Origin of the sequence: Microbaculum mangrovi (assembly GCF_051390635.1) — a bacterium.
GTDB lineage: Bacteria > Pseudomonadota > Alphaproteobacteria > Rhizobiales > Tepidamorphaceae > Microbaculum.
This window is the reverse complement of the sequence record NZ_JBPODT010000001.1, coordinates 188,858-205,013: the sequence shown is the minus strand read 5'-3', so window position 1 is coordinate 205,013 and position 16,156 is coordinate 188,858. Positions and strand designations below refer to the sequence as shown.

The window sequence follows — 16,156 nt, the reverse complement described above, 5'->3', positions numbered from 1 at the left end:
GGGCGCGGCTCCGATCGTGTCCTCGGGGCCGGAATCAGCGCGTTAACCTCTTGTAGAGGTTGGTAAAGAATTACGGTTAACAAGTTCTTATCCGGTCGGATGTCGGACCGCGGGAGAAGGGAAGTCAGGGGAAGGAAAAGCCATAAAAAAAGCGGCGGGGCCGAGGCCCCGCCGCCAGTAACGGTCGTCCCTGAGAAGGGATCAGAACAGGCGGAGCACCGCCTGGTCGGCCTGCGAGGCCAGGGACAGAGCGACCGAGGAGAGCTGCTGGCGGGTCTGCAGGGCCAGCATGTTGGCGCCTTCCTCGTTGGTATCGGCCAGCACCAGGTTGTCGGCGCCGGTCTGCAGGGTGTTCTTCATCGACTTGGAGAAGTCCTGGCGGTTCTCGACCATCGACAGGTTCGAACCGAAGGACGACGACTGCGAACGGATCGTGTTCAGAGCATCGGACACTGTCGACAGGAGCGCGTCGATGTTGTCGTCGCTGTCCAGATCCGCGGCTTCGACCGACATCAGGCCGAGATTGGCGGAGTTGATCGTCGCGCCATCCTTGGACTGGATGTTGAGCGTCGACGTTCCGGTCTCGTTGAAGTTGATCTTCAGGTTGTCGCCGCGCAGCAGGTTGACACCGTTGAACGAGGAGTCGTCCGACAGCTTGTCGAGCTGGTCGCGAAGCAGGTTGAACTGCGTCGCCAGGTCGGACCGGACACCGTTGCCGCCGATCGTCGCCGTGCCGGAGCCGCCGTCGACGATGGCACCCGCCGAAGCGCCGGTCACGGTCAGCTCCTGAGTCGACTGGTTCTCAATGCGCAGCTTGCCGTTGTCGTTCGACGCACGGATCTTGTCGGTCAGGCCGGCGTTGCCGTTGATTTCATCGACCAGCAGGTCGACCGACTTGGCGGTCACCGCACCGAGGCTGCCGGCGCCGCCGGCGAGACCGGAGTCGCTGGCACCGGCCAGAGTCTCGGCGACATTCGTCACCGCAACGGCGGCCGTGCCGGCGTTGCTGGCCGTGTTGGACGTGAGCACCAGCTCACCGCCGTCGGTGCTGGCGGTGATGTCGACGTTGTTGGCGGCGAAGCCCGCGTTGAGCACGCTCTCCAGTTCCGTCGAGGTGACGGCCTCGACGTCGGCAACGTCGACGTTGGTCGCCGCACCGCCGTCGACGGTGATGGCGAGGGTGTCGGCGTCGACCGCGGTGATCGAGATCGACTGGGCCGTACCGCCGTCAACTGCAACGTCGAAGTCGAGCGTGCCGGCGTAGCTGTTGTCAGCCGCGCTGTCGAAGTCGAGGGCGGCGAAACCGGCGCCGGTGAAGACGCCCTGGGCTTCGGTCAGTTCGACGTCGACCGCCGTCGCGCCGACGGAACCGCCGGAGAACGACAGGGTCTCGGTGCCGGCCGGGTTGGCGCCCAGGTCGACCGAGTAGGACGTGGTCTTGAACGACTTGTCCTGACGCGCCTGACGCAGGGTCGACTGCATCGACTCGAGGTTCTTGGTGATCGAGGTGAGGCCGTTGTCGGCGGCTTCCAGCGTCTTCACGCCGTTCGACATGGAGTCGAGCAGGGCCGACAGATCCGAAGCGCGGGTCTGCAGCGAGGCCGAGGTGAAGAAGTTGGTCGGGTTGTCGAGGGCCGAGTTGACCTTCTTGCCGGTGGCAAGACGGTTCTGCGTGGAGGCCATCAGGTCGGCGGTTTTCTGCAGCGAGAGGAGATTCTGCCGCACGCCAGCGGACAGGGTAATGTCAGCCATTGTTCAATCCTTTTCTGGATCTGTTACTCAACAAACGGCCTTCCTGGCCGCATGACGCCGTTCTAACCGGGCGCGTCCTAAGGGTCGGTTAATCGGGAAGGGCGAATCGTTCGATTTCCGGCCGACTTCACGAATTCAGGCCGACTTCACGATTCGCGGCGACGCGACGTCGCGTCTGGCGTAGGCGCGCTTGACCATGAGGCCGTCCAACCGGCTGCCGCCGTCGTCGGAAAGAGCCTCGAGGGGTAATGGGATTTCCGGGGTTACTTCCGGGCGCGTGCGCCCGGTCGAGGAATCGGCCGTCGGCGCGGTCTCGAGCGGTGGGGCGGTCGAGGCGTCGTGTTGCGCTTGCGCGCCGCTGCGATTCCCGTTCCTCTGGTTGCCGGGCCCGTCCTTCTTCTTGTCGCGGGTGCGCTCGGCGTCGTTGGGCGGACGGACGGCCCGAGCCGGGGGCACGAGCGTGGCTTCGCCAGCCGGGGCGGGTCTGGCCCAGCTCTCCGTGAGCGGTAGCGTCTGCGCTCTGCCGGCGATACTCGCGTCCAACGTCGCCTCCAGCCGGCAATCGGCCGGCCTCGCTTTTCCCGTGCCGGGAAAAGCCTGTCAGCGAGCGGTGAATCCCAGGTTGCGAGATCGATCGGCGTTTTAACGGATCAGTCCGCAGGGCGTCCGGTCAGAGGGCTACGTTGTAGGACAGGGGGGCGGCGCGCGGTGCCGTTTCGGTCTGTCTGGCGTTGGCGCCATAGGTCTGGGTCTGTCCGCCCTGCCGGGCCGCCGCCAGACCGGCGACGTCGCGGATCAGCGTTTCCGACACGGTGCGGGCGGTCGCCAGCACGGCCAGGTTGAGGGAGATCGCCGACTCCAGCGCCTGATGGCGTTCGCGCAGATGGCCGACCTCGTCGGGGGCGAGTTGGTTCAGCTCGGCGCCGGCGGACGACAGGACGCCATGGGCCCTCATATAGCGCTCGGCGACCACGGACTTGCGGGCGGAGACCTCGGCTGCCGCCGTCAGGCGCGCGGCCCGGATCAGGCTGGTTTCCTCGTTCAGCACCTCGATCAGCGTGTCGACCGTCTGCGCCAGATCGACGCAGAAATCGCGCGCGGCGCCCGGATCCGACATCGATGCCGGACTGCTATTGCTGGCCGGACTGCTATTGCTGGCCGGACTGCTATTGCTGAATGTCATTGTTAGCCTCCTGAAGGGACAAGAGCTCGCGGGCGACATCGTCGGCGATGCCGATGCCGCCGGCGGCCGCGATGTTGGCGCCGTATTCCTCGAGCAGCAAGGACCGGAACATTTCCTCGCCGTGGCCGCCGCCGAACGGTCCGTCGGTGCTGACGCCGGCGAACATCTGCGACAGCATGGTGTTGAGGAACACCGACTCGAACTCCTGCGCCGCCTGGCGAACGCTCTCAGGCGTGCCCTTGGCGCCCGCCGTCAAAGCGGGATTGTGGGCAGGCGAAGACAGGGCGAGATCCACTGGGATGGCCATCGTCACATCACCTCGATTTCGGCCTGCAGGGAGCCGGACGTCTTGATCGCCTGAAGGATCGAGATCAGGTCGCGCGGCCCGATGCCGAGGGCGTTCAGGCCGTCGACGAGCTGCTGCAAGCTGACCCCGCCGTCGACGATCGCCATGCGGTTGCCGGACTGGTCGTCGACCGTGATCTGGGTGCGCGGGACCTCGACGGTTTCCGCGCCGTACGGAGCAAACGCCCCCGGCTGGCTGACCTCCGGCGTCTCGGTGATGGTGACGGTGAGATTGCCCTGGGCGACGGCGATGGTGGAGACGCGCACATTCTTGCCCATGACGATGATCCCCGAATTCTCGTCGATGACCACGCGGGCGGGCTGATCGGGATCGACGCGGAGCTGCTCGATGTCGGTCAGAAGCGAAACGATGTCGCTGGAATACTTGCCCGACATGCGGATCTGGACGGTCGCCGGGTCGGTTGCCTCGGCAGTGCCGGGCCCGATGTAGTCGTTGATGCTCTGGGCGATCCGCGTGGCCGTCGTCAGGTCCGGATTGCGCAAGGCCAGCCGCAGGCTCGCGAGCTGGGAGAGTTCGAAGTCGATCTCGCGCTCGATCAGCGCGCCGTTGGCAATGCGCCCGCTGGTCGGCACTCCGCGTGTGACCTGGGCGGCGTCGCCCTCGACGTTGAAGCCGGCAACGGCGACAGGTCCCTGCGCGACCGCATACACCTCTCCGTCGGCGCCCAGCAGCGGCGTGACCAGCAGAGTTCCGCCCTGCAGGCTGGTCGAATCGCCGAGCGTGGAGACGTTGACGTCGATTCGGCTGCCGTGGGTCGCGAACGCCGGCAGATTGGCCGTGACCATGACCGCAGCGACGTTTTTGGTGCGCAGCTGCGCGTCGCGGGTGTTCATGCCCAATCGCTCCAGCATCGCCTGAAGGCTTTGCAGGGTGAAGGGCGAGTTGTTCAGGGTGTCGCCGGTGCCGTTCAGGCCGACGACCAGGCCGTATCCGATCAACTGGTTCTCGCGAACGCCCTCGATGTCGACCAGGTCCTTGATCCGCGAGGACGCCAGAACCGGCGGCGGCGCGCAGAGCGCCGCGGCGATCGCGACGGCCGTCGCCAGGCGAAGGCCGCGCGAGAATACAGACCGTTGAGTCTTAACGTGCGGAACCACGATATTTGCTCCCCTTCCGCAATCCGCCAATCAGGAAGCCAGATCCGTGCCAACGAGCCGCGCCGCAGGAAAACGCCGCAAGGGTCTGAAATTCATGGCTTTCTGATACCCCGCAGCAGGGGCGGGCCGTTAAGGTTCCGGCAAGAACTCGCCGTCGCCCGGCAAATTCTGCCGGTGCGTTAAGTCCCCGTTAACCATGGCTGTTGAGATTGGGCAGTGGCTGGAGCAAGGGCTGGAGGCTTCGATTCATGCGTATCGACGGACCCGGGGGGCCGGGCCAGATCAAGCGTCCGCGGGGCGGGGCGAAGAGCGATCGGTCGACGAACGTTTTTTCGTTCTCCCAATCGGAGCGTTCGGAAACCGCGGCAGGGACCGCCGCGTCGGGGCCGATCGGCGGTATCGACGCGTTGCTGGCGCTTCAGTCGGTCGAGGAGCCCGGGGCGCGGGGACGGCGCCTCAAGCACGGCCACGACATGCTCGACCTGCTCGATGACATCAAGATCACCCTGCTCGCGGGCGACGTACCTGCCGCCAAGCTGCAGAGCCTGGTCGATACCGTGGGGCGGCGGCCGGACCGGTATTCCGACGAACGCATCGAATCGGTGCTCGACGAAATCGAGCTTCGCGCCCGCGTGGAGCTTGCAAAAATGGGGCGCGAAGCCGCCTGACATCCGGTGATAGCCGCGCAACCCGCTGAAACCACGGCCGAAAGCCTGGCGGGCCGCGTTTCCGCGCGAATTAAGTCACATTACAATCTTGTCATCGACGACTTGTTGTAAGCGGCCCTGTCAGCGGTTATAAGGGCGCCCGTTATCGACGGACCCTAAAGGGAATCGCCGATGGTTGGCGTAAAGGACTACCGCCCTACTACCAAAGAGCCTTTCATGAACGAGCGGCAGCGCGAGTACTTCCGTACAAAACTGCTAGCATGGAAGGAAGAAATTCTGCGTGAAAGCCGTGAGACGCTGAACCAGCTTCAGGTCGACAGCCAGAATCATCCCGATTTGGCCGACCGTGCGTCTTCGGAGACGGATCGGGCTATCGAGCTTCGGGCTCGGGACCGTCAGCGCAAGCTGATCGCCAAGATCGATGCCGCGCTCAAGCGGATCGACGACGGTACCTATGGCTATTGCGAGGAAACCGGCGAGCCGATCAGTCTCAAGCGGCTGGATGCAAGGCCGATCGCGACCTTGTCTATCGAGGCGCAGGAGCGTCACGAGAGGCGCGAGCGGGTCTACCGCGACGACTGATCAGAATCAGTCGCCAAAGAACTGAAAAACGCCCCCGGCCACCGGCCGGGGGCGTTTTTTCTTGCCTTGAAATGAACGGCGCGGCCCCGGGGGAGCTGGGACCGCGCCGATTGGCCGTTCTGTCAATCGGGGGGAGCGTCAGAACGGCAGGATGATGTCCAGGAACTGCTGGCCGTAGGGAGGCTGCTGGACATCGGTAATCTGGCCGCGTCCGCCGTAGGAGATGCGGGCTTCGGCGATCTTGGTGGAATCGACGGTGTTGTTGGCGGTGATGTCTTCGGGACGGATCACGCCGGCCACGATCAGTTCCCGCATCTCGAAATTGACGCGGACCTCCTGGCGTCCCTCGATCACCATGTTGCCGTTGGGCAGGACCTGGGTGACCACGGCGGCGAGGTTGGTGCGCAGCTCTTCCTTGCGGTTGACCGAGCCTTCGCCTGTGGTGGCGGTGTCGCCGTTCAGGTCGATGACGGCGCTTCCGGTCTTGTAGTCGTCGGGGATCAGATCGAGGAACGCGTTGCCTGCCGCGCCCGAGATGTCGCGGCCCCCCGAGGCGATGCGGCTGCGCTCGGTCTTGTTGTCGAAGATGGCCTTGTCGGAGAAGATGACTTCGACGGTGAGGATGTCGCCGACCCCCTTGGCGCGCTGATCCTTGAAGAAGGCGCGGGCGCCGGACCGCCACAGGGAGTTGGAGCTGAACACCGGCGGCTCGGGGTCGGGCATCGGCATCGACACGGGGCGATAGCCGGCAACCGCCGTCGGGTTCTCGATCGCCGACAGGTAGGGCGGCTTGTTGATCTGGGCGATCTGGTCGACGGTGCTGGAGCAGCCCGCCGCGGCGGCGCCGAGGATGCCGATCGCGGCGAGGCGTCCGATGTCTCGGAATTTCCGGTTCGTTACGCGCGTCATGAAACTCTCCCTGAGGACCGGCATGTCAGCGGACGGTGGTCTGCAGCGACGCCACCGGAACCCGCTGCGGCAGGACGGTGACGAAGCCGGGGCCGCTGATCTCGGCCTCGACGGTCCGCTTCGACTGGATGTTGAAAACCTGGATGACCTCGCCGCGCGCGCCGGCCGAAAGAGCCCGTCCGCGCGTGGTCAGCGTAAGCCCGGGCGTGCGATAGACGATCGTCACCAGATCGCTGCGCCGGACCAGGATCGGTTCCATCAGGAGGTCGGCGGTCAGCGGCACGCCATCACGAATCTGACGGCGGGCGGACATCCCGGTTAGCCGGTCGGCGTCGACGATCATCTCCGAGCGCATGGCACTGCGCGGCATGCGGTCGATGACGATGTCGCGCGGACTGATCACCTCGCCGCGCTCCAGGGCGCGGGCCAGGACCGGGACCTCGACGATCTCGACCGCGCGGCCGGAAAACCGCAGGCCGGCGCTCGCGGCGCGGCTGTCGGCGACCGCCAGCCGAGCGGCGAAACGGCCGGTCGCCGGGTCGTAGTCGAGCTTGTCCACGCTCAGCGGCGCCATGGCGGACTGCTCGACGACGACCGGCTGCTCGAACCGGTCGAGGGTGACGTCGAGGTCTTCGCCCCGCGCCCCGCGTCCCATTTCGACGATATGGCGCGTGATCGCCTGGATGACCTCGTTGGCGGCGATCTCGCGACCGAGCCGGCTGACCGAAACCGAATCGATGCCGCCGGTATCCAGCCCGGCCAGGCCCTGGGCCTGTGCCGCCGCGATGATCCGGTCGACGCGGACGGTGCCGACGGTGCCGAGGTCCGGGGCCCTGAAGACCGGGATGCCGGACGATGCGCCGGCGCCGTCGATCAGGTCGCCGAGGGTCACGAGCGGCCCGTGCACGTTCACCTGTGCCTTCAGCCGGAGCTGTTCGGCGCCCTTCGCGGGCAGGGCGATCACGGCGACCGCGAGCGCGGCGCCGACGACGAGTGTTCGAATGATCATGATCCGTCTCCCTACGCGCTAGCGGATGCTCGCCGTCGACGACATCATTTCGTCGGCGGCGGTGATGACGCGGGAGTTCATTTCGTAGGCGCGCTGCGCGGCGATCAGGTCGGAGATCTCGGAGACCGGGTTGACGTTGGCCTGCTCGAGATAGCCCTGCTGCAGCATGCCGTAGCCGTCGAGGCCCGGCGTGCCGACCTGTTCCGGACCGCTCGAGGGCGTCTCCAGGTAGAGATTGTCGCCCATCGATTCGAGGCCCGCCGGATTGACGAAGCGGACAAGATCGATGGTTCCGAGGTCGACGGGGTCGGTGTCCGTGGAGACGAAGGCCTGGATCAGTCCTTCGGAGTTGATCGCGATGCCGCGGGCGTCGTCGGGGATGGTGATGCCGGGCTCGATGACGTAGCCGTCGACGGTGACCAGCTGGCCGAGCGCGTCGCGTTCAAACGAGCCGTCGCGGGAATAGGCGGTGCGGCCGTCGGGCAGGCGGACGCGGAAGAAGCCTTCGCCGCGAATGGCGACATCCAGTTCCTTCTCCGTCATGATGATGTTGCCCTGGCTCATCACCCTCGGAGTGGCAGCGGTCTTGACGCCGCCGCCGATCTCGATGCCGGTGGGGACGATGGTTCCGGTATCCGACGTCGAGGCGCCCGGCCGGCGCAGGTTCTCGTAAAGGAGATCCTGGAAATCGGCCCGCTGGCGCTTGAAGCCGGTGGTGCGCATGTTGGCGATGTTGTTGGAGATCACTTCGACGTTGAGCTCCTGGGCCATCATGCCCGAAGCCGCGATATGAAGCGCTTTCATGGCGTGTTCCTTTTCAAGTCCGTTGGCGGTGGGCGGTCATCATTCGATGACGGCCAACACGCTGATGGCGTTGCGGCGCATGTCGTCCACGCGTTCGAGCATGGAGGACAGCGAGGTGTAGGCGCGGGTCACCTCGATCATCCGCGTCATCTCGACGATCGGCTGGACGTTCGAGCCTTCGACCATGCCCTGGCGGACGGTGGCATCGTTGGCGACGCGCGGCTGGACCGGCGCGGAGAACAGGCTGGAGCCTTCGGGCTGCAGCACGGCGTCGTCATCGAAGACGGCGACCTGCAGTCGGCCCTTCTCGCCGGCCTCCGTCGAGATCGTCCCGTCGGCGCCGATGGCGACGGCGCCGTCGCGCTCGTCGAAGGTGATCGTGCCACCGTCGCCCATCACCCGGTGGCCTTCTGCGGTGACCAGGGCGCCGTCATTGTCGAGCAGGAATGCGCCGTTGCGCGTGTAGCGTTCGCCGCTCGGTGTCTGAACGACGAACCAGCCCTCGCCGTCGATGGCGACATCGAGCGGATTGCCGGTCTGCCGCATTGGCCCGGGCGCGAAATCCTGCAGCGTGCCGCGGTCGATGACATAGGAGATGTCCCGATCGCCGGGCAGGGCGTTGGACGCCTCCGCCCTGGGCATCAGGTATTCCTCGAAAAGCACGTCGGACGATTTGAATCCGCCGGTTTCGAGATTCGCCAGATTGTTGGCGATGATGTCCATCTGACGCCGCAGCGCGACCTGCCGCGACAGGGATACGAGTAGGGTATTATCTTGCATCGTTGCACCGTTGGTTGCTCCCCCGAGCGAACGCCGCACGGTGCCGTGGGCGTTCACCGGTCATTAAGCATACGCTGTGCCAAGTACATTTATTCAGTTAAATCAAAGACTTAAGAAATTCCGACTGTGCAGGAACCCGGCAACTTTGGGGGTAGCCGGCAAGGTCGGGCGGCAATAATTTCCCACCCGGACGGGGTTTGGAAACTTTTCGTTAACCATGCGCTCCATACGGTGATCGGCAAGGCAGCGGGGGCTGGCGTGCGGGGCTTTATGGGACGTGCGCGCCCCGGAACAAACGGAACCGGTCAGGCATGTCCACCGAGGTCGCTCAACCCGATTTCGACAATATTGAGGCCACACCCGATAGTGCTTCGGAAACTGCGACGCCGAAGGGCCGGCGCAAGCTCGTCATCATCGGCGCGGCGGCCGTGCTCGGCTTCGCGCTGCTCGGCGGCGGTGGCTACTTGTTTCTCGGCTCCGGCCAGGGTGTCGGGACGGCCCGGGAGGATCCGCCGGTTTTCTACGAACTCCCGGAAATGACCGTGAACCTGAGCTCGGTGGATCAGCGGCCGCAGTTCCTGCGCGTCCAGATCGCGCTGGAGATGAAGGACAGGGAGACGAAAGAGGCCGTCGAGCAGGTGCTGCCGAGGGTGCTCGACGCCTTCCAGGTCTATCTGCGCGAGCTGCGCTCGACCGACCTGCAGGGGTCCGCCGGCATCTACCGGCTCAAGGAAGAGCTCGTGCGGCGCGTCAATCTGGCGGTTCATCCCGCCGAGATCGACAACGTCGTTTTCAAAGAGATCATCGTTCAGTAGGCGCGCCCGATGGCAGACGAAGACGAAGACGTCGATCAGGACGCCCTGGCGGCCCAGTGGGGCGCCGATGTGACCGACGAGGACGACGGGGCCTCCGACGACGATATCGCCGCCAAATGGGCATCGATGGTCGAGGACGAGGAGCCCGAAACCGACACCAGCGGCGGAACCGAGCGGGTCCTCAACCAGGACGAGATCGACAGCCTGCTCGGCTTCAACGGCGATGCGGCGAACCGCGACGAGAAGAGCGGTATCCGTTCGATCATCAATTCGACGATCGTTTCCTACGAACGCCTGCCGATGCTGGAGATCATCTTCGATCGGCTGGTGCGGCTGCTCACCACGAGCCTGCGCAATTTCACCTCCGACAATGTCGAGGTCGCACTGGACAGCCTGTCGTCCGTGCGGTTCGGCGACTACCTGAACTCGATCCCTCTGCCCGCGATCCTCGCGGTCTTCAAGGCCGAGGAATGGGACAACTACGGCCTCGTGACGGTTGGCTCGAACCTGATCTATTCGATGGTCGACGTCCTGCTGGGCGGCGGGCGCGGCTCGATGCGGCTCAGGATCGAGGGGCGTCCGTACACGACCATCGAGATGAACCTGATCCGGCGCATGATCGAGGTCGTACTCGCCGATGCCGACCAGGCCTTCGCGCCGCTGTCTCCGGTCCATTTCAACGTGGAGCGGCTGGAAACCAATCCGCGGTTCGCCGCCATCGCGCGGCCGGCCAACGCGGCGATCCTGGTCAAGCTCAGGATCGACATGGAGGACCGCGGCGGCAACATCGAGGTGCTGCTGCCCTACGCGACGATCGAGCCGATCCGCGACATGCTCCTGCAGATGTTCATGGGCGAGAAATTCGGCCGCGATCCGATCTGGGAAGGGCATCTGGCCAGCGAGATGTGGAATTCGACCGTCGAGATCGACGCGGTGCTGTTCGAACAGTCGATGCCGCTCGACCGGGTCATAGACTTCAAGGTCGGGGACACGCTGGTGCTCGACCGTCGCACGACCGACCCGATCACGCTGCGATGCGGCGATACGATCCTGACCGACGGCAAGGCCGGCCGCGTCGGCGATCGGGTCGCGGTGCGGATCGTAAACCGGCTGCGCCGGCCAAAGATGACCTATGCGGCCTTCGAGAAGGCCGACAGACTTGCTGTGGAGGGAACGTGAGCGGATCGTCGCTGGGATTGCTGATCGAAAGCCTGGTCGCGGCGCTGCTGCTCGTGACTATCGGGTACTGCATGGTGCTCAACCGGCGCCTGAAACGCTTGCGCGCCGATGAATCGTCGCTGCGCGAGACGATCGCCGAACTGGTGCGGGCGACCGAGATCGCCGAGCAGGCGATCGAGGGGCTCAAGGTCACCGCGGTCGAGTGCGACCGAGACCTGACCAACAAGCTGCGGCAGGCCGACCGGTTCAGCCGCTCCATCGAGAAGCAGGTCGAGCTTGGCGGCAAGGTGCTTGGCCGTCTGTCGCGGATCACCGAACTGGCCCGCGGCCACGGCCTGGTCGAGCCCGCCAAGGCGTCCGCCACGCCGCGCGCCACCCAGCGCGACGGCGCGCCCGTGCGCAAGACGGTCGCGGATGCCTCCGGCAGGGCCGCATGAAGGGGCTCCGGCTGCTGCCGCTGGTCATCATCGCCATCGGTGCGCTGCTCGTCCTCAAGGGCGTCGGCCTGATCGTCGGCGAACCCAATCTGATTGGCGGAAGCGGCCCGGCACTGGCCCAGAACGCGGCGCAGGAGACCGCCGGGGAGCAGGGGGATGGCCAGGATGCCGCTGGCCAGGATGCGGCCGGGCAAGATTCTTCCGGGCAGGATTCTGCTGGGCAAGCTGGGGCCGAACAGACGGACGGGCAGACCGGGGGCGGCAAGACGACTGCGAACAATCCGCCCGAGGCGGCGAAGTCCGAGGAACCGTCCTTCCTGGAGCGGGTGCTGGGAACCGAGAGCCGTTCGCGCGACGCGATCCTCGACAGCCTGGGAGAGCGGCGCAAGGAGCTGGAAGAGCGCGAGAAGGAACTGGACCTGCGCGAGAACCTGCTGAAGGCGGCCGAGCAGCGGCTGGAACAGCGGATCGGCGAGCTGAAGGACCTGGAAGCGCGCATCACCGCGGTCGAAGCCGACCGCAAGGGTGAGGACGACGAGCGGATAAAGAACGTCGTCACCATGTACGAGAGCATGAAGCCGAAGGACGCGGCGCGCATCTTCAACCGGCTCGACATGTCGGTGGTCTCCAAGGTCGCGAGCCTGATGAGTGCCAGGCAAATGGCGCTTGTGCTGGCGGAAATGGACTCCGAGGTGGCGCAGCGGCTGACGCTGGAACTGTCCGCCAAAAGCGTCGATCCCATTGCCGACACCGGCGGCACCGGCGGGGAACTGCCCAAGATCGTCGGAACCCGACCGGTCAATTAGGCCCAATCCGGGATCCAGACTTAAGCCGCTATTTACTTGCGTAATCTAGCCTTTCTCCGGGATCGACAGGACGTTGATCGCGTCGCGCAAATCGTGGCGTTCGACCGGAGAGAACATGAAAACCGGCCCAGGCAGAAACGCCGCCCCTGGACTTGTATCGCGTTGCCTTGCCCGGCGCGCGCGTGCGGTCGCGTGCCTGCTTGTCCTGGCGGCGCTGACGGCCGCCGGCAGCGCCCGGGCGCAGGTGCCGGCGATCATCGAGGCCAGCGATACCGGAACCTACGCGCGGATGATCATCACGTTCGACAAGGACGTGCCGGCGTTCGACGTCACAGCGACGACAGGCGTCCTGGTTCTCGAATTCGATGAGCCCGCCGCGCCGGACGTCGCGCGCCTGAGCGATGTCATCGGCCGCTTCATCACCGCCGCGCGCCGCGATCCCGACGGCGGCGCGATCCGCCTGGCGCTCGCCCAGCCGGTGACCGTGAACACGATGGAGGCCGGCGAAAAGCTGTTCGTCGACCTGATGCCGGGCGACTGGGTGGGGCTGCCGCCGGGACTGCCGCAGGACGTGGTCGCCGAATTGGCGCGGCGCGCCGAGGAGACCGAGAAGCGCCAGCGCGAGCGCGAGCTGCTCGAGAAATTCCGCAAGTCCAAGCCCGTCGAGGTCCGCGTTTCGAGCCTGCCGACCTTCACGCGCCTCGTGTTCGTGTTCGAGAGCGAGACGGATGGCCGTATCGAGCGGGACGTCGACAGGGCGAGCGTCTATTTCGACAAGGCGGCGCGCATCGACCTGTCCGGGCTGAAGCCGCGTCTGCCGTCCTATATTTCCGGCATCGAGTCGCGGCTCGGCGAGGGCGGGCTCGAGCTGTCCCTGACGGTCGACCCGATGTCTCCGGTTCGCGGCTTCAAGGAAGGCAATACCTATGTCGTCGACGTGACGGCACCGGGCAGCGCGGATGCCGGGGCCGCCGTTCTGGCGCCGCGCGGTGACGCCGATGTCGTCGACCTGCTGTCCGGCGAGGTGCCGGGACGGCGCAGCCTGGCGGAGGAACACGAGGCCCTGGCCGCGGCGTTCGGGGCGGACGCGCAGGTCACGATTTCCGGGCAGGAGACGCCGGATCAGGCGCCCGAGGCAGCCGCCGATCCCGAGCTCGCCAATCCTGTCGCCGAGCCCCCCGCCAAAGCCGAAACGGCCGCCGAACCCGAGATCGCCGAAGAGCCTGTCCTGGCCGAAGGGCCCCTCGGTGGCGTGGACCATGTGCAGCCGGAGGCGCGCCGCTTCGCGGCCACCGTCAAGCTGACGCTGCCGTTCGACGCGCCGACATCGGCGGCCGTGTTCGAGCAGGCGGGGGCGTTGTGGGCGGTGTTCGATTCGCCGCAGCCGATCGACGCCCGGATCCTGCGCAAAGACCTCAGCGGATATGTCTCCGCCGTCGACAGCTGGCGCAGCAACGATACCTCCGTGCTGCGGCTGACGCTTGCCAAACCGCTACTGACGACGGTCACGGGCGAGCCAACGAAATGGGTGATCACGCTGGGCGACGTCATGCTCGAGCCGGGCGCTCCGCTCACGCTTCTGCGCGCGGTCAACGAGGCCGGGCAGCCGGAAGCCATCGTCCAGTTTCCCAGCGCCGAAGCCGTCCATGAGATCCGGAATCCGGATGGCAACGACCGGCTGTTCGTGGTGACGGCGATGCCGCCGTCCCGCTCGATCCCCAAGCCGTTCAATTTCGTCGAGTTCCAGGCGCCGACCACGATCCACGGGCTGGTGGTCAGACCGCTCGCCGACGACCTGAGCGTGAGCATCGACAGCGGCCATGTCCGCATCGGGCGCGGCAACGGTCTCGTCATGTCCGAGGTGAACGGGCAATACGCGCCCGGGCGCACCGCCGGCTTCGACGCGGGGCGTCCCGGCTTCGTCGACAGCATCGACGACAGCAGCCTCGATCCGGGCGCCGCCTACAAGCTGCTGTCGAAACACATCCGCGAGACGGCGGTCGCCGGGGAAATGTCCCGGACCGGCTCGCGCGTGCAGATGGCGCGGGCGCTGTTGGGGACCGATCTCGGCGCGGAGGCGCTGGCGCAGCTCAGACTGATCGAGCAGGAAGACCCCGCCGCGATGCGTGAGCCGGAAATCCGGGCGTTGCGCGGCATCGCCATGGTGATGATGCGTCGTCCCGACGAGGCCATCCGCGAATTCGATACGTTCGGCCTCAACAGAAGTTCGGACGTCGCGCTGTGGCGCGGCGTCGCCGAGACCCAGAGGGGCAACTGGCGCGCCGCCGTGGCCGCCTTCGAGCAGGGCGCCCCGGCCTTGTCGAGCTACTCGGCACGGCGCCAGAAGGATTTCCGACTGGCCTCCGCGGAGGCCGCCCTCGAGGCCCGCGATTACGCCGAGGCGGCGGTGCGCATGGCCGAGCTGGAGGAGAACCAGGATCCCACCGTGCCGGACCCGCATGTGGCGTTGCTGAGCGCGCGCCTGCAGATGGCGCTCGGCCGGACCGACGATGCGATCAGGGTTCTGGACGATGTGATCGGGTCGGGAGACCGGCTGCTGGCCGCGCAGGCGCAGTTGCGCCGGGCCGAGGCGCTTCACAACGCCTACGGGTCGGCGCGGACCGACGAGATCATTTCGGATCTCGAACGGCTGGCACTGTCGTGGCGCGGCGACGAGATCGAGCTTGGCGCGTTGCGGCTCCTCGCCAATCTCCAGGCCGAGGCGTACGACTACTACCGTGCCTTCGAGATCATGAAATCGGCGACGGTCGCGAATTCGGATTCGCCGACGACGCGGGCGCTGCAGGACGATATGAACCGCGCCTTCGAGGAACTCTTCCTTGGCGGACGGGCCGACGAGATCCCGCCGGTCGATGCCCTGGCGCTGTACTATGATTTCCGCGAGCTCACCCCGATCGGCCGCAAGGGCGACCAGATCATCCGCGGGCTCGCCGACCGGATGGTCGAAGTCGACCTTCTGGAGCAGGCCGCCGAACTGCTGCGCCATCAGGTCGACAATCGCCTGAAGGGGGCCGAGCGCGCCGAGGTCGCCGCGAAGCTGGCCTGGATCTACCTGATGAACCGCAAGCCGGCGGACGCCATCGTCGTGCTGTCGCGCACCCGGCAGGCGGTTCTTCCGCGCGAGGTGGCTTACCAGCGCCTGCTGCTGGAGTCCCGGGCGCTGGCCGAAACCGGCCGGCTCGAGCTCGCCCTCGACCTGCTGTCGTCGGCGGAGGGCGTGGAGGTCGACCAGATCCGCGCCGAGGCGCTCTGGAACGGGGAACGCTGGCAGGATGCCGGCGAGGCCTTCGAGCGGGGGCTCGGCGAAGCCTGGGAAAGCGTCGATCCGCTGACGGACGGGCAGCGGACGCTGGTCCTGCGCGCGGCGATCTCCTACGCGCTGGCCAAGGATCAGCTCGGCCTGCAGCGGCTGCGCACGAAATTCCTGGCGAAGATGGCCGCGAGCGCGGACGCGAGCGCCTTCGACGTGGTGACGATGCCGGTGCCGGAAAATGCCGGGGAGTTCGGCAAGCTGGTCTCGCGCGTCGCCGGCGTCGACACGCTGGACGCGTTCCTGGAGGAATACAAGGCGCGCTATGTGCTGCCCAAGAAGGGCAACGACAAGGTGGCGTCGAACAGTTAGCCGTCAGCTGCCGACCGCAAACCACCAACCGCGTTCACGACGGATCTCATCGCCGCGAACGCCAACAACACTACGAAAGTCCGGGCCACGAACGCCCGGACCACGGGGATCGCCCGGAAAACGCC

At 66.3% G+C, this 16,156-nt stretch carries 16 protein-coding genes; 7 read left to right on the top strand and 9 right to left on the bottom strand.

Annotated elements, in window-relative coordinates; all coding sequences use genetic code 11:
- Nucleotides 1–201: 201 nt before the first annotated feature.
- The 5 genes from ACSF9G_RS01020 to ACSF9G_RS01000 all read right to left on the bottom strand — a co-directional run bounded on the left by ACSF9G_RS01020 (nt 202) and on the right by ACSF9G_RS01000 (nt 4,399).
- Nucleotides 202–1,752 (bottom strand): flagellin N-terminal helical domain-containing protein, encoded by a 1,551-nt coding sequence (locus ACSF9G_RS01020; RefSeq protein ID WP_436637318.1) that lies wholly within the window; start codon nt 1,750–1,752, stop codon nt 202–204.
- A 135-nt stretch (nt 1,753–1,887) separates the two neighbouring features.
- Nucleotides 1,888–2,295 (bottom strand): hypothetical protein, encoded by a 408-nt coding sequence (locus tag ACSF9G_RS01015; protein WP_436637316.1) that lies wholly within the window; start codon nt 2,293–2,295, stop codon nt 1,888–1,890.
- Between the two features lie 127 nt (nt 2,296–2,422).
- Nucleotides 2,423–2,935: a hypothetical protein gene (locus ACSF9G_RS01010; RefSeq protein ID WP_436637314.1), complete on the bottom strand. Its 513-nt coding sequence runs from the start codon at nt 2,933–2,935 to the stop codon at nt 2,423–2,425.
- On the bottom strand, nt 2,919–3,242 hold the full coding sequence (locus tag ACSF9G_RS01005; RefSeq protein ID WP_436637312.1) for a rod-binding protein: 324 nt from the start codon (nt 3,240–3,242) through the stop codon (nt 2,919–2,921). Before ACSF9G_RS01005 ends, ACSF9G_RS01010 begins: the two co-directional genes overlap by 17 nt.
- 2 nt (nt 3,243–3,244) lie before the next feature.
- On the bottom strand, nt 3,245–4,399 hold the full coding sequence (locus ACSF9G_RS01000; protein ID WP_436637310.1) for a flagellar basal body P-ring protein FlgI: 1,155 nt from the start codon (nt 4,397–4,399) through the stop codon (nt 3,245–3,247).
- 248 nt (nt 4,400–4,647) lie between these two features.
- Here ACSF9G_RS01000 and ACSF9G_RS00995 point away from each other — a divergent pair, with 248 nt between their 5' ends.
- Together ACSF9G_RS00995 and dksA are read left to right on the top strand one after the other, a co-directional pair.
- Nucleotides 4,648–5,067, top strand: coding sequence for a flagellar assembly protein FliX (locus tag ACSF9G_RS00995; RefSeq protein ID WP_436637308.1), 420 nt, complete (start codon nt 4,648–4,650; stop codon nt 5,065–5,067).
- 171 nt (nt 5,068–5,238) lie between these two features.
- Entirely contained in the window at nt 5,239–5,649 is a 411-nt protein-coding gene (gene dksA / locus ACSF9G_RS00990) for an RNA polymerase-binding protein DksA (RefSeq protein ID WP_436637306.1), read from the top strand.
- Between the two features lie 138 nt (nt 5,650–5,787).
- Here dksA and flgH read toward each other — a convergent pair whose 3' ends face one another.
- The 4 genes from flgH to flgF are packed head-to-tail and all read right to left on the bottom strand — an operon-like array spanning nt 5,788 to nt 9,151.
- Nucleotides 5,788–6,558 carry a flagellar basal body L-ring protein FlgH gene (gene flgH / locus ACSF9G_RS00985; protein ID WP_436637304.1) on the bottom strand — a complete coding sequence of 257 codons (771 nt, stop codon included), beginning with the start codon at nt 6,556–6,558 and terminating at the stop codon, nt 5,788–5,790.
- A 25-nt stretch (nt 6,559–6,583) separates the two neighbouring features.
- The gene (gene flgA, locus ACSF9G_RS00980; RefSeq protein ID WP_436637302.1) at nt 6,584–7,567 is read right to left on the bottom strand and encodes a flagellar basal body P-ring formation chaperone FlgA; all 984 of its coding nucleotides are present in this window, start codon (nt 7,565–7,567) and stop codon (nt 6,584–6,586) included.
- 18 nt (nt 7,568–7,585) lie between these two features.
- Nucleotides 7,586–8,371: a flagellar basal-body rod protein FlgG gene (flgG, locus tag ACSF9G_RS00975; protein WP_436637300.1), complete on the bottom strand. Its 786-nt coding sequence runs from the start codon at nt 8,369–8,371 to the stop codon at nt 7,586–7,588.
- A gap of 39 nt (nt 8,372–8,410) precedes the next feature.
- A complete protein-coding gene (gene flgF, locus ACSF9G_RS00970; RefSeq protein ID WP_436637298.1) occupies nt 8,411–9,151 on the bottom strand; it encodes a flagellar basal-body rod protein FlgF in 741 nt (246 codons plus the stop codon).
- Nucleotides 9,152–9,462: 311 nt separating this feature from the next.
- Between flgF and ACSF9G_RS00965 the strand changes: the two genes are divergently transcribed.
- The 5 genes from ACSF9G_RS00965 to ACSF9G_RS00945 all read left to right on the top strand — a co-directional run bounded on the left by ACSF9G_RS00965 (nt 9,463) and on the right by ACSF9G_RS00945 (nt 16,031).
- Entirely contained in the window at nt 9,463–9,966 is a 504-nt protein-coding gene (locus tag ACSF9G_RS00965; RefSeq protein ID WP_436637296.1) for a flagellar basal body-associated FliL family protein, read from the top strand.
- A 9-nt stretch (nt 9,967–9,975) separates the two neighbouring features.
- Complete coding sequence (fliM, locus tag ACSF9G_RS00960; protein WP_436637294.1) at nt 9,976–11,145, top strand: flagellar motor switch protein FliM; 1,170 nt, start codon at nt 9,976–9,978, stop codon at nt 11,143–11,145.
- Complete coding sequence (locus ACSF9G_RS00955; RefSeq protein WP_436637292.1) at nt 11,142–11,582, top strand: DUF6468 domain-containing protein; 441 nt, start codon at nt 11,142–11,144, stop codon at nt 11,580–11,582. Before fliM ends, ACSF9G_RS00955 begins: the two co-directional genes overlap by 4 nt.
- On the top strand, nt 11,579–12,388 hold the full coding sequence (locus ACSF9G_RS00950) for a MotE family protein (protein WP_436637290.1): 810 nt from the start codon (nt 11,579–11,581) through the stop codon (nt 12,386–12,388). Before ACSF9G_RS00955 ends, ACSF9G_RS00950 begins: the two co-directional genes overlap by 4 nt.
- A gap of 115 nt (nt 12,389–12,503) precedes the next feature.
- Nucleotides 12,504–16,031: a tetratricopeptide repeat protein gene (locus ACSF9G_RS00945; protein ID WP_436637288.1), complete on the top strand. Its 3,528-nt coding sequence runs from the start codon at nt 12,504–12,506 to the stop codon at nt 16,029–16,031.
- The last annotated feature ends 125 nt before the right edge of the window (nt 16,032–16,156 follow it).

What these genes read in the sequence shown, in the direction of transcription:
- ACSF9G_RS01020 (WP_436637318.1), bottom strand. Translation starts at nt 1,752, where the DNA reads ATGGCTGACATTACCCTGTCCGCTGGCGTGCGGCAGAATCTCCTCTCG.
- ACSF9G_RS01010 (WP_436637314.1), bottom strand. Translation starts at nt 2,935, where the DNA reads ATGACATTCAGCAATAGCAGTCCGGCCAGCAATAGCAGTCCGGCCAGC.
- ACSF9G_RS01005 (WP_436637312.1), bottom strand. Translation starts at nt 3,242, where the DNA reads ATGGCCATCCCAGTGGATCTCGCCCTGTCTTCGCCTGCCCACAATCCC.
- ACSF9G_RS00995 (WP_436637308.1), top strand. Translation starts at nt 4,648, where the DNA reads ATGCGTATCGACGGACCCGGGGGGCCGGGCCAGATCAAGCGTCCGCGG.
- dksA (WP_436637306.1), top strand. Translation starts at nt 5,239, where the DNA reads ATGGTTGGCGTAAAGGACTACCGCCCTACTACCAAAGAGCCTTTCATG.
- flgH (WP_436637304.1), bottom strand. Translation starts at nt 6,558, where the DNA reads ATGACGCGCGTAACGAACCGGAAATTCCGAGACATCGGACGCCTCGCC.
- flgA (WP_436637302.1), bottom strand. Translation starts at nt 7,567, where the DNA reads ATGATCATTCGAACACTCGTCGTCGGCGCCGCGCTCGCGGTCGCCGTG.
- flgG (WP_436637300.1), bottom strand. Translation starts at nt 8,371, where the DNA reads ATGAAAGCGCTTCATATCGCGGCTTCGGGCATGATGGCCCAGGAGCTC.
- flgF (WP_436637298.1), bottom strand. Translation starts at nt 9,151, where the DNA reads ATGCAAGATAATACCCTACTCGTATCCCTGTCGCGGCAGGTCGCGCTG.
- ACSF9G_RS00965 (WP_436637296.1), top strand. Translation starts at nt 9,463, where the DNA reads ATGTCCACCGAGGTCGCTCAACCCGATTTCGACAATATTGAGGCCACA.
- fliM (WP_436637294.1), top strand. Translation starts at nt 9,976, where the DNA reads ATGGCAGACGAAGACGAAGACGTCGATCAGGACGCCCTGGCGGCCCAG.
- ACSF9G_RS00950 (WP_436637290.1), top strand. Translation starts at nt 11,579, where the DNA reads ATGAAGGGGCTCCGGCTGCTGCCGCTGGTCATCATCGCCATCGGTGCG.
- ACSF9G_RS00945 (WP_436637288.1), top strand. Translation starts at nt 12,504, where the DNA reads ATGAAAACCGGCCCAGGCAGAAACGCCGCCCCTGGACTTGTATCGCGT.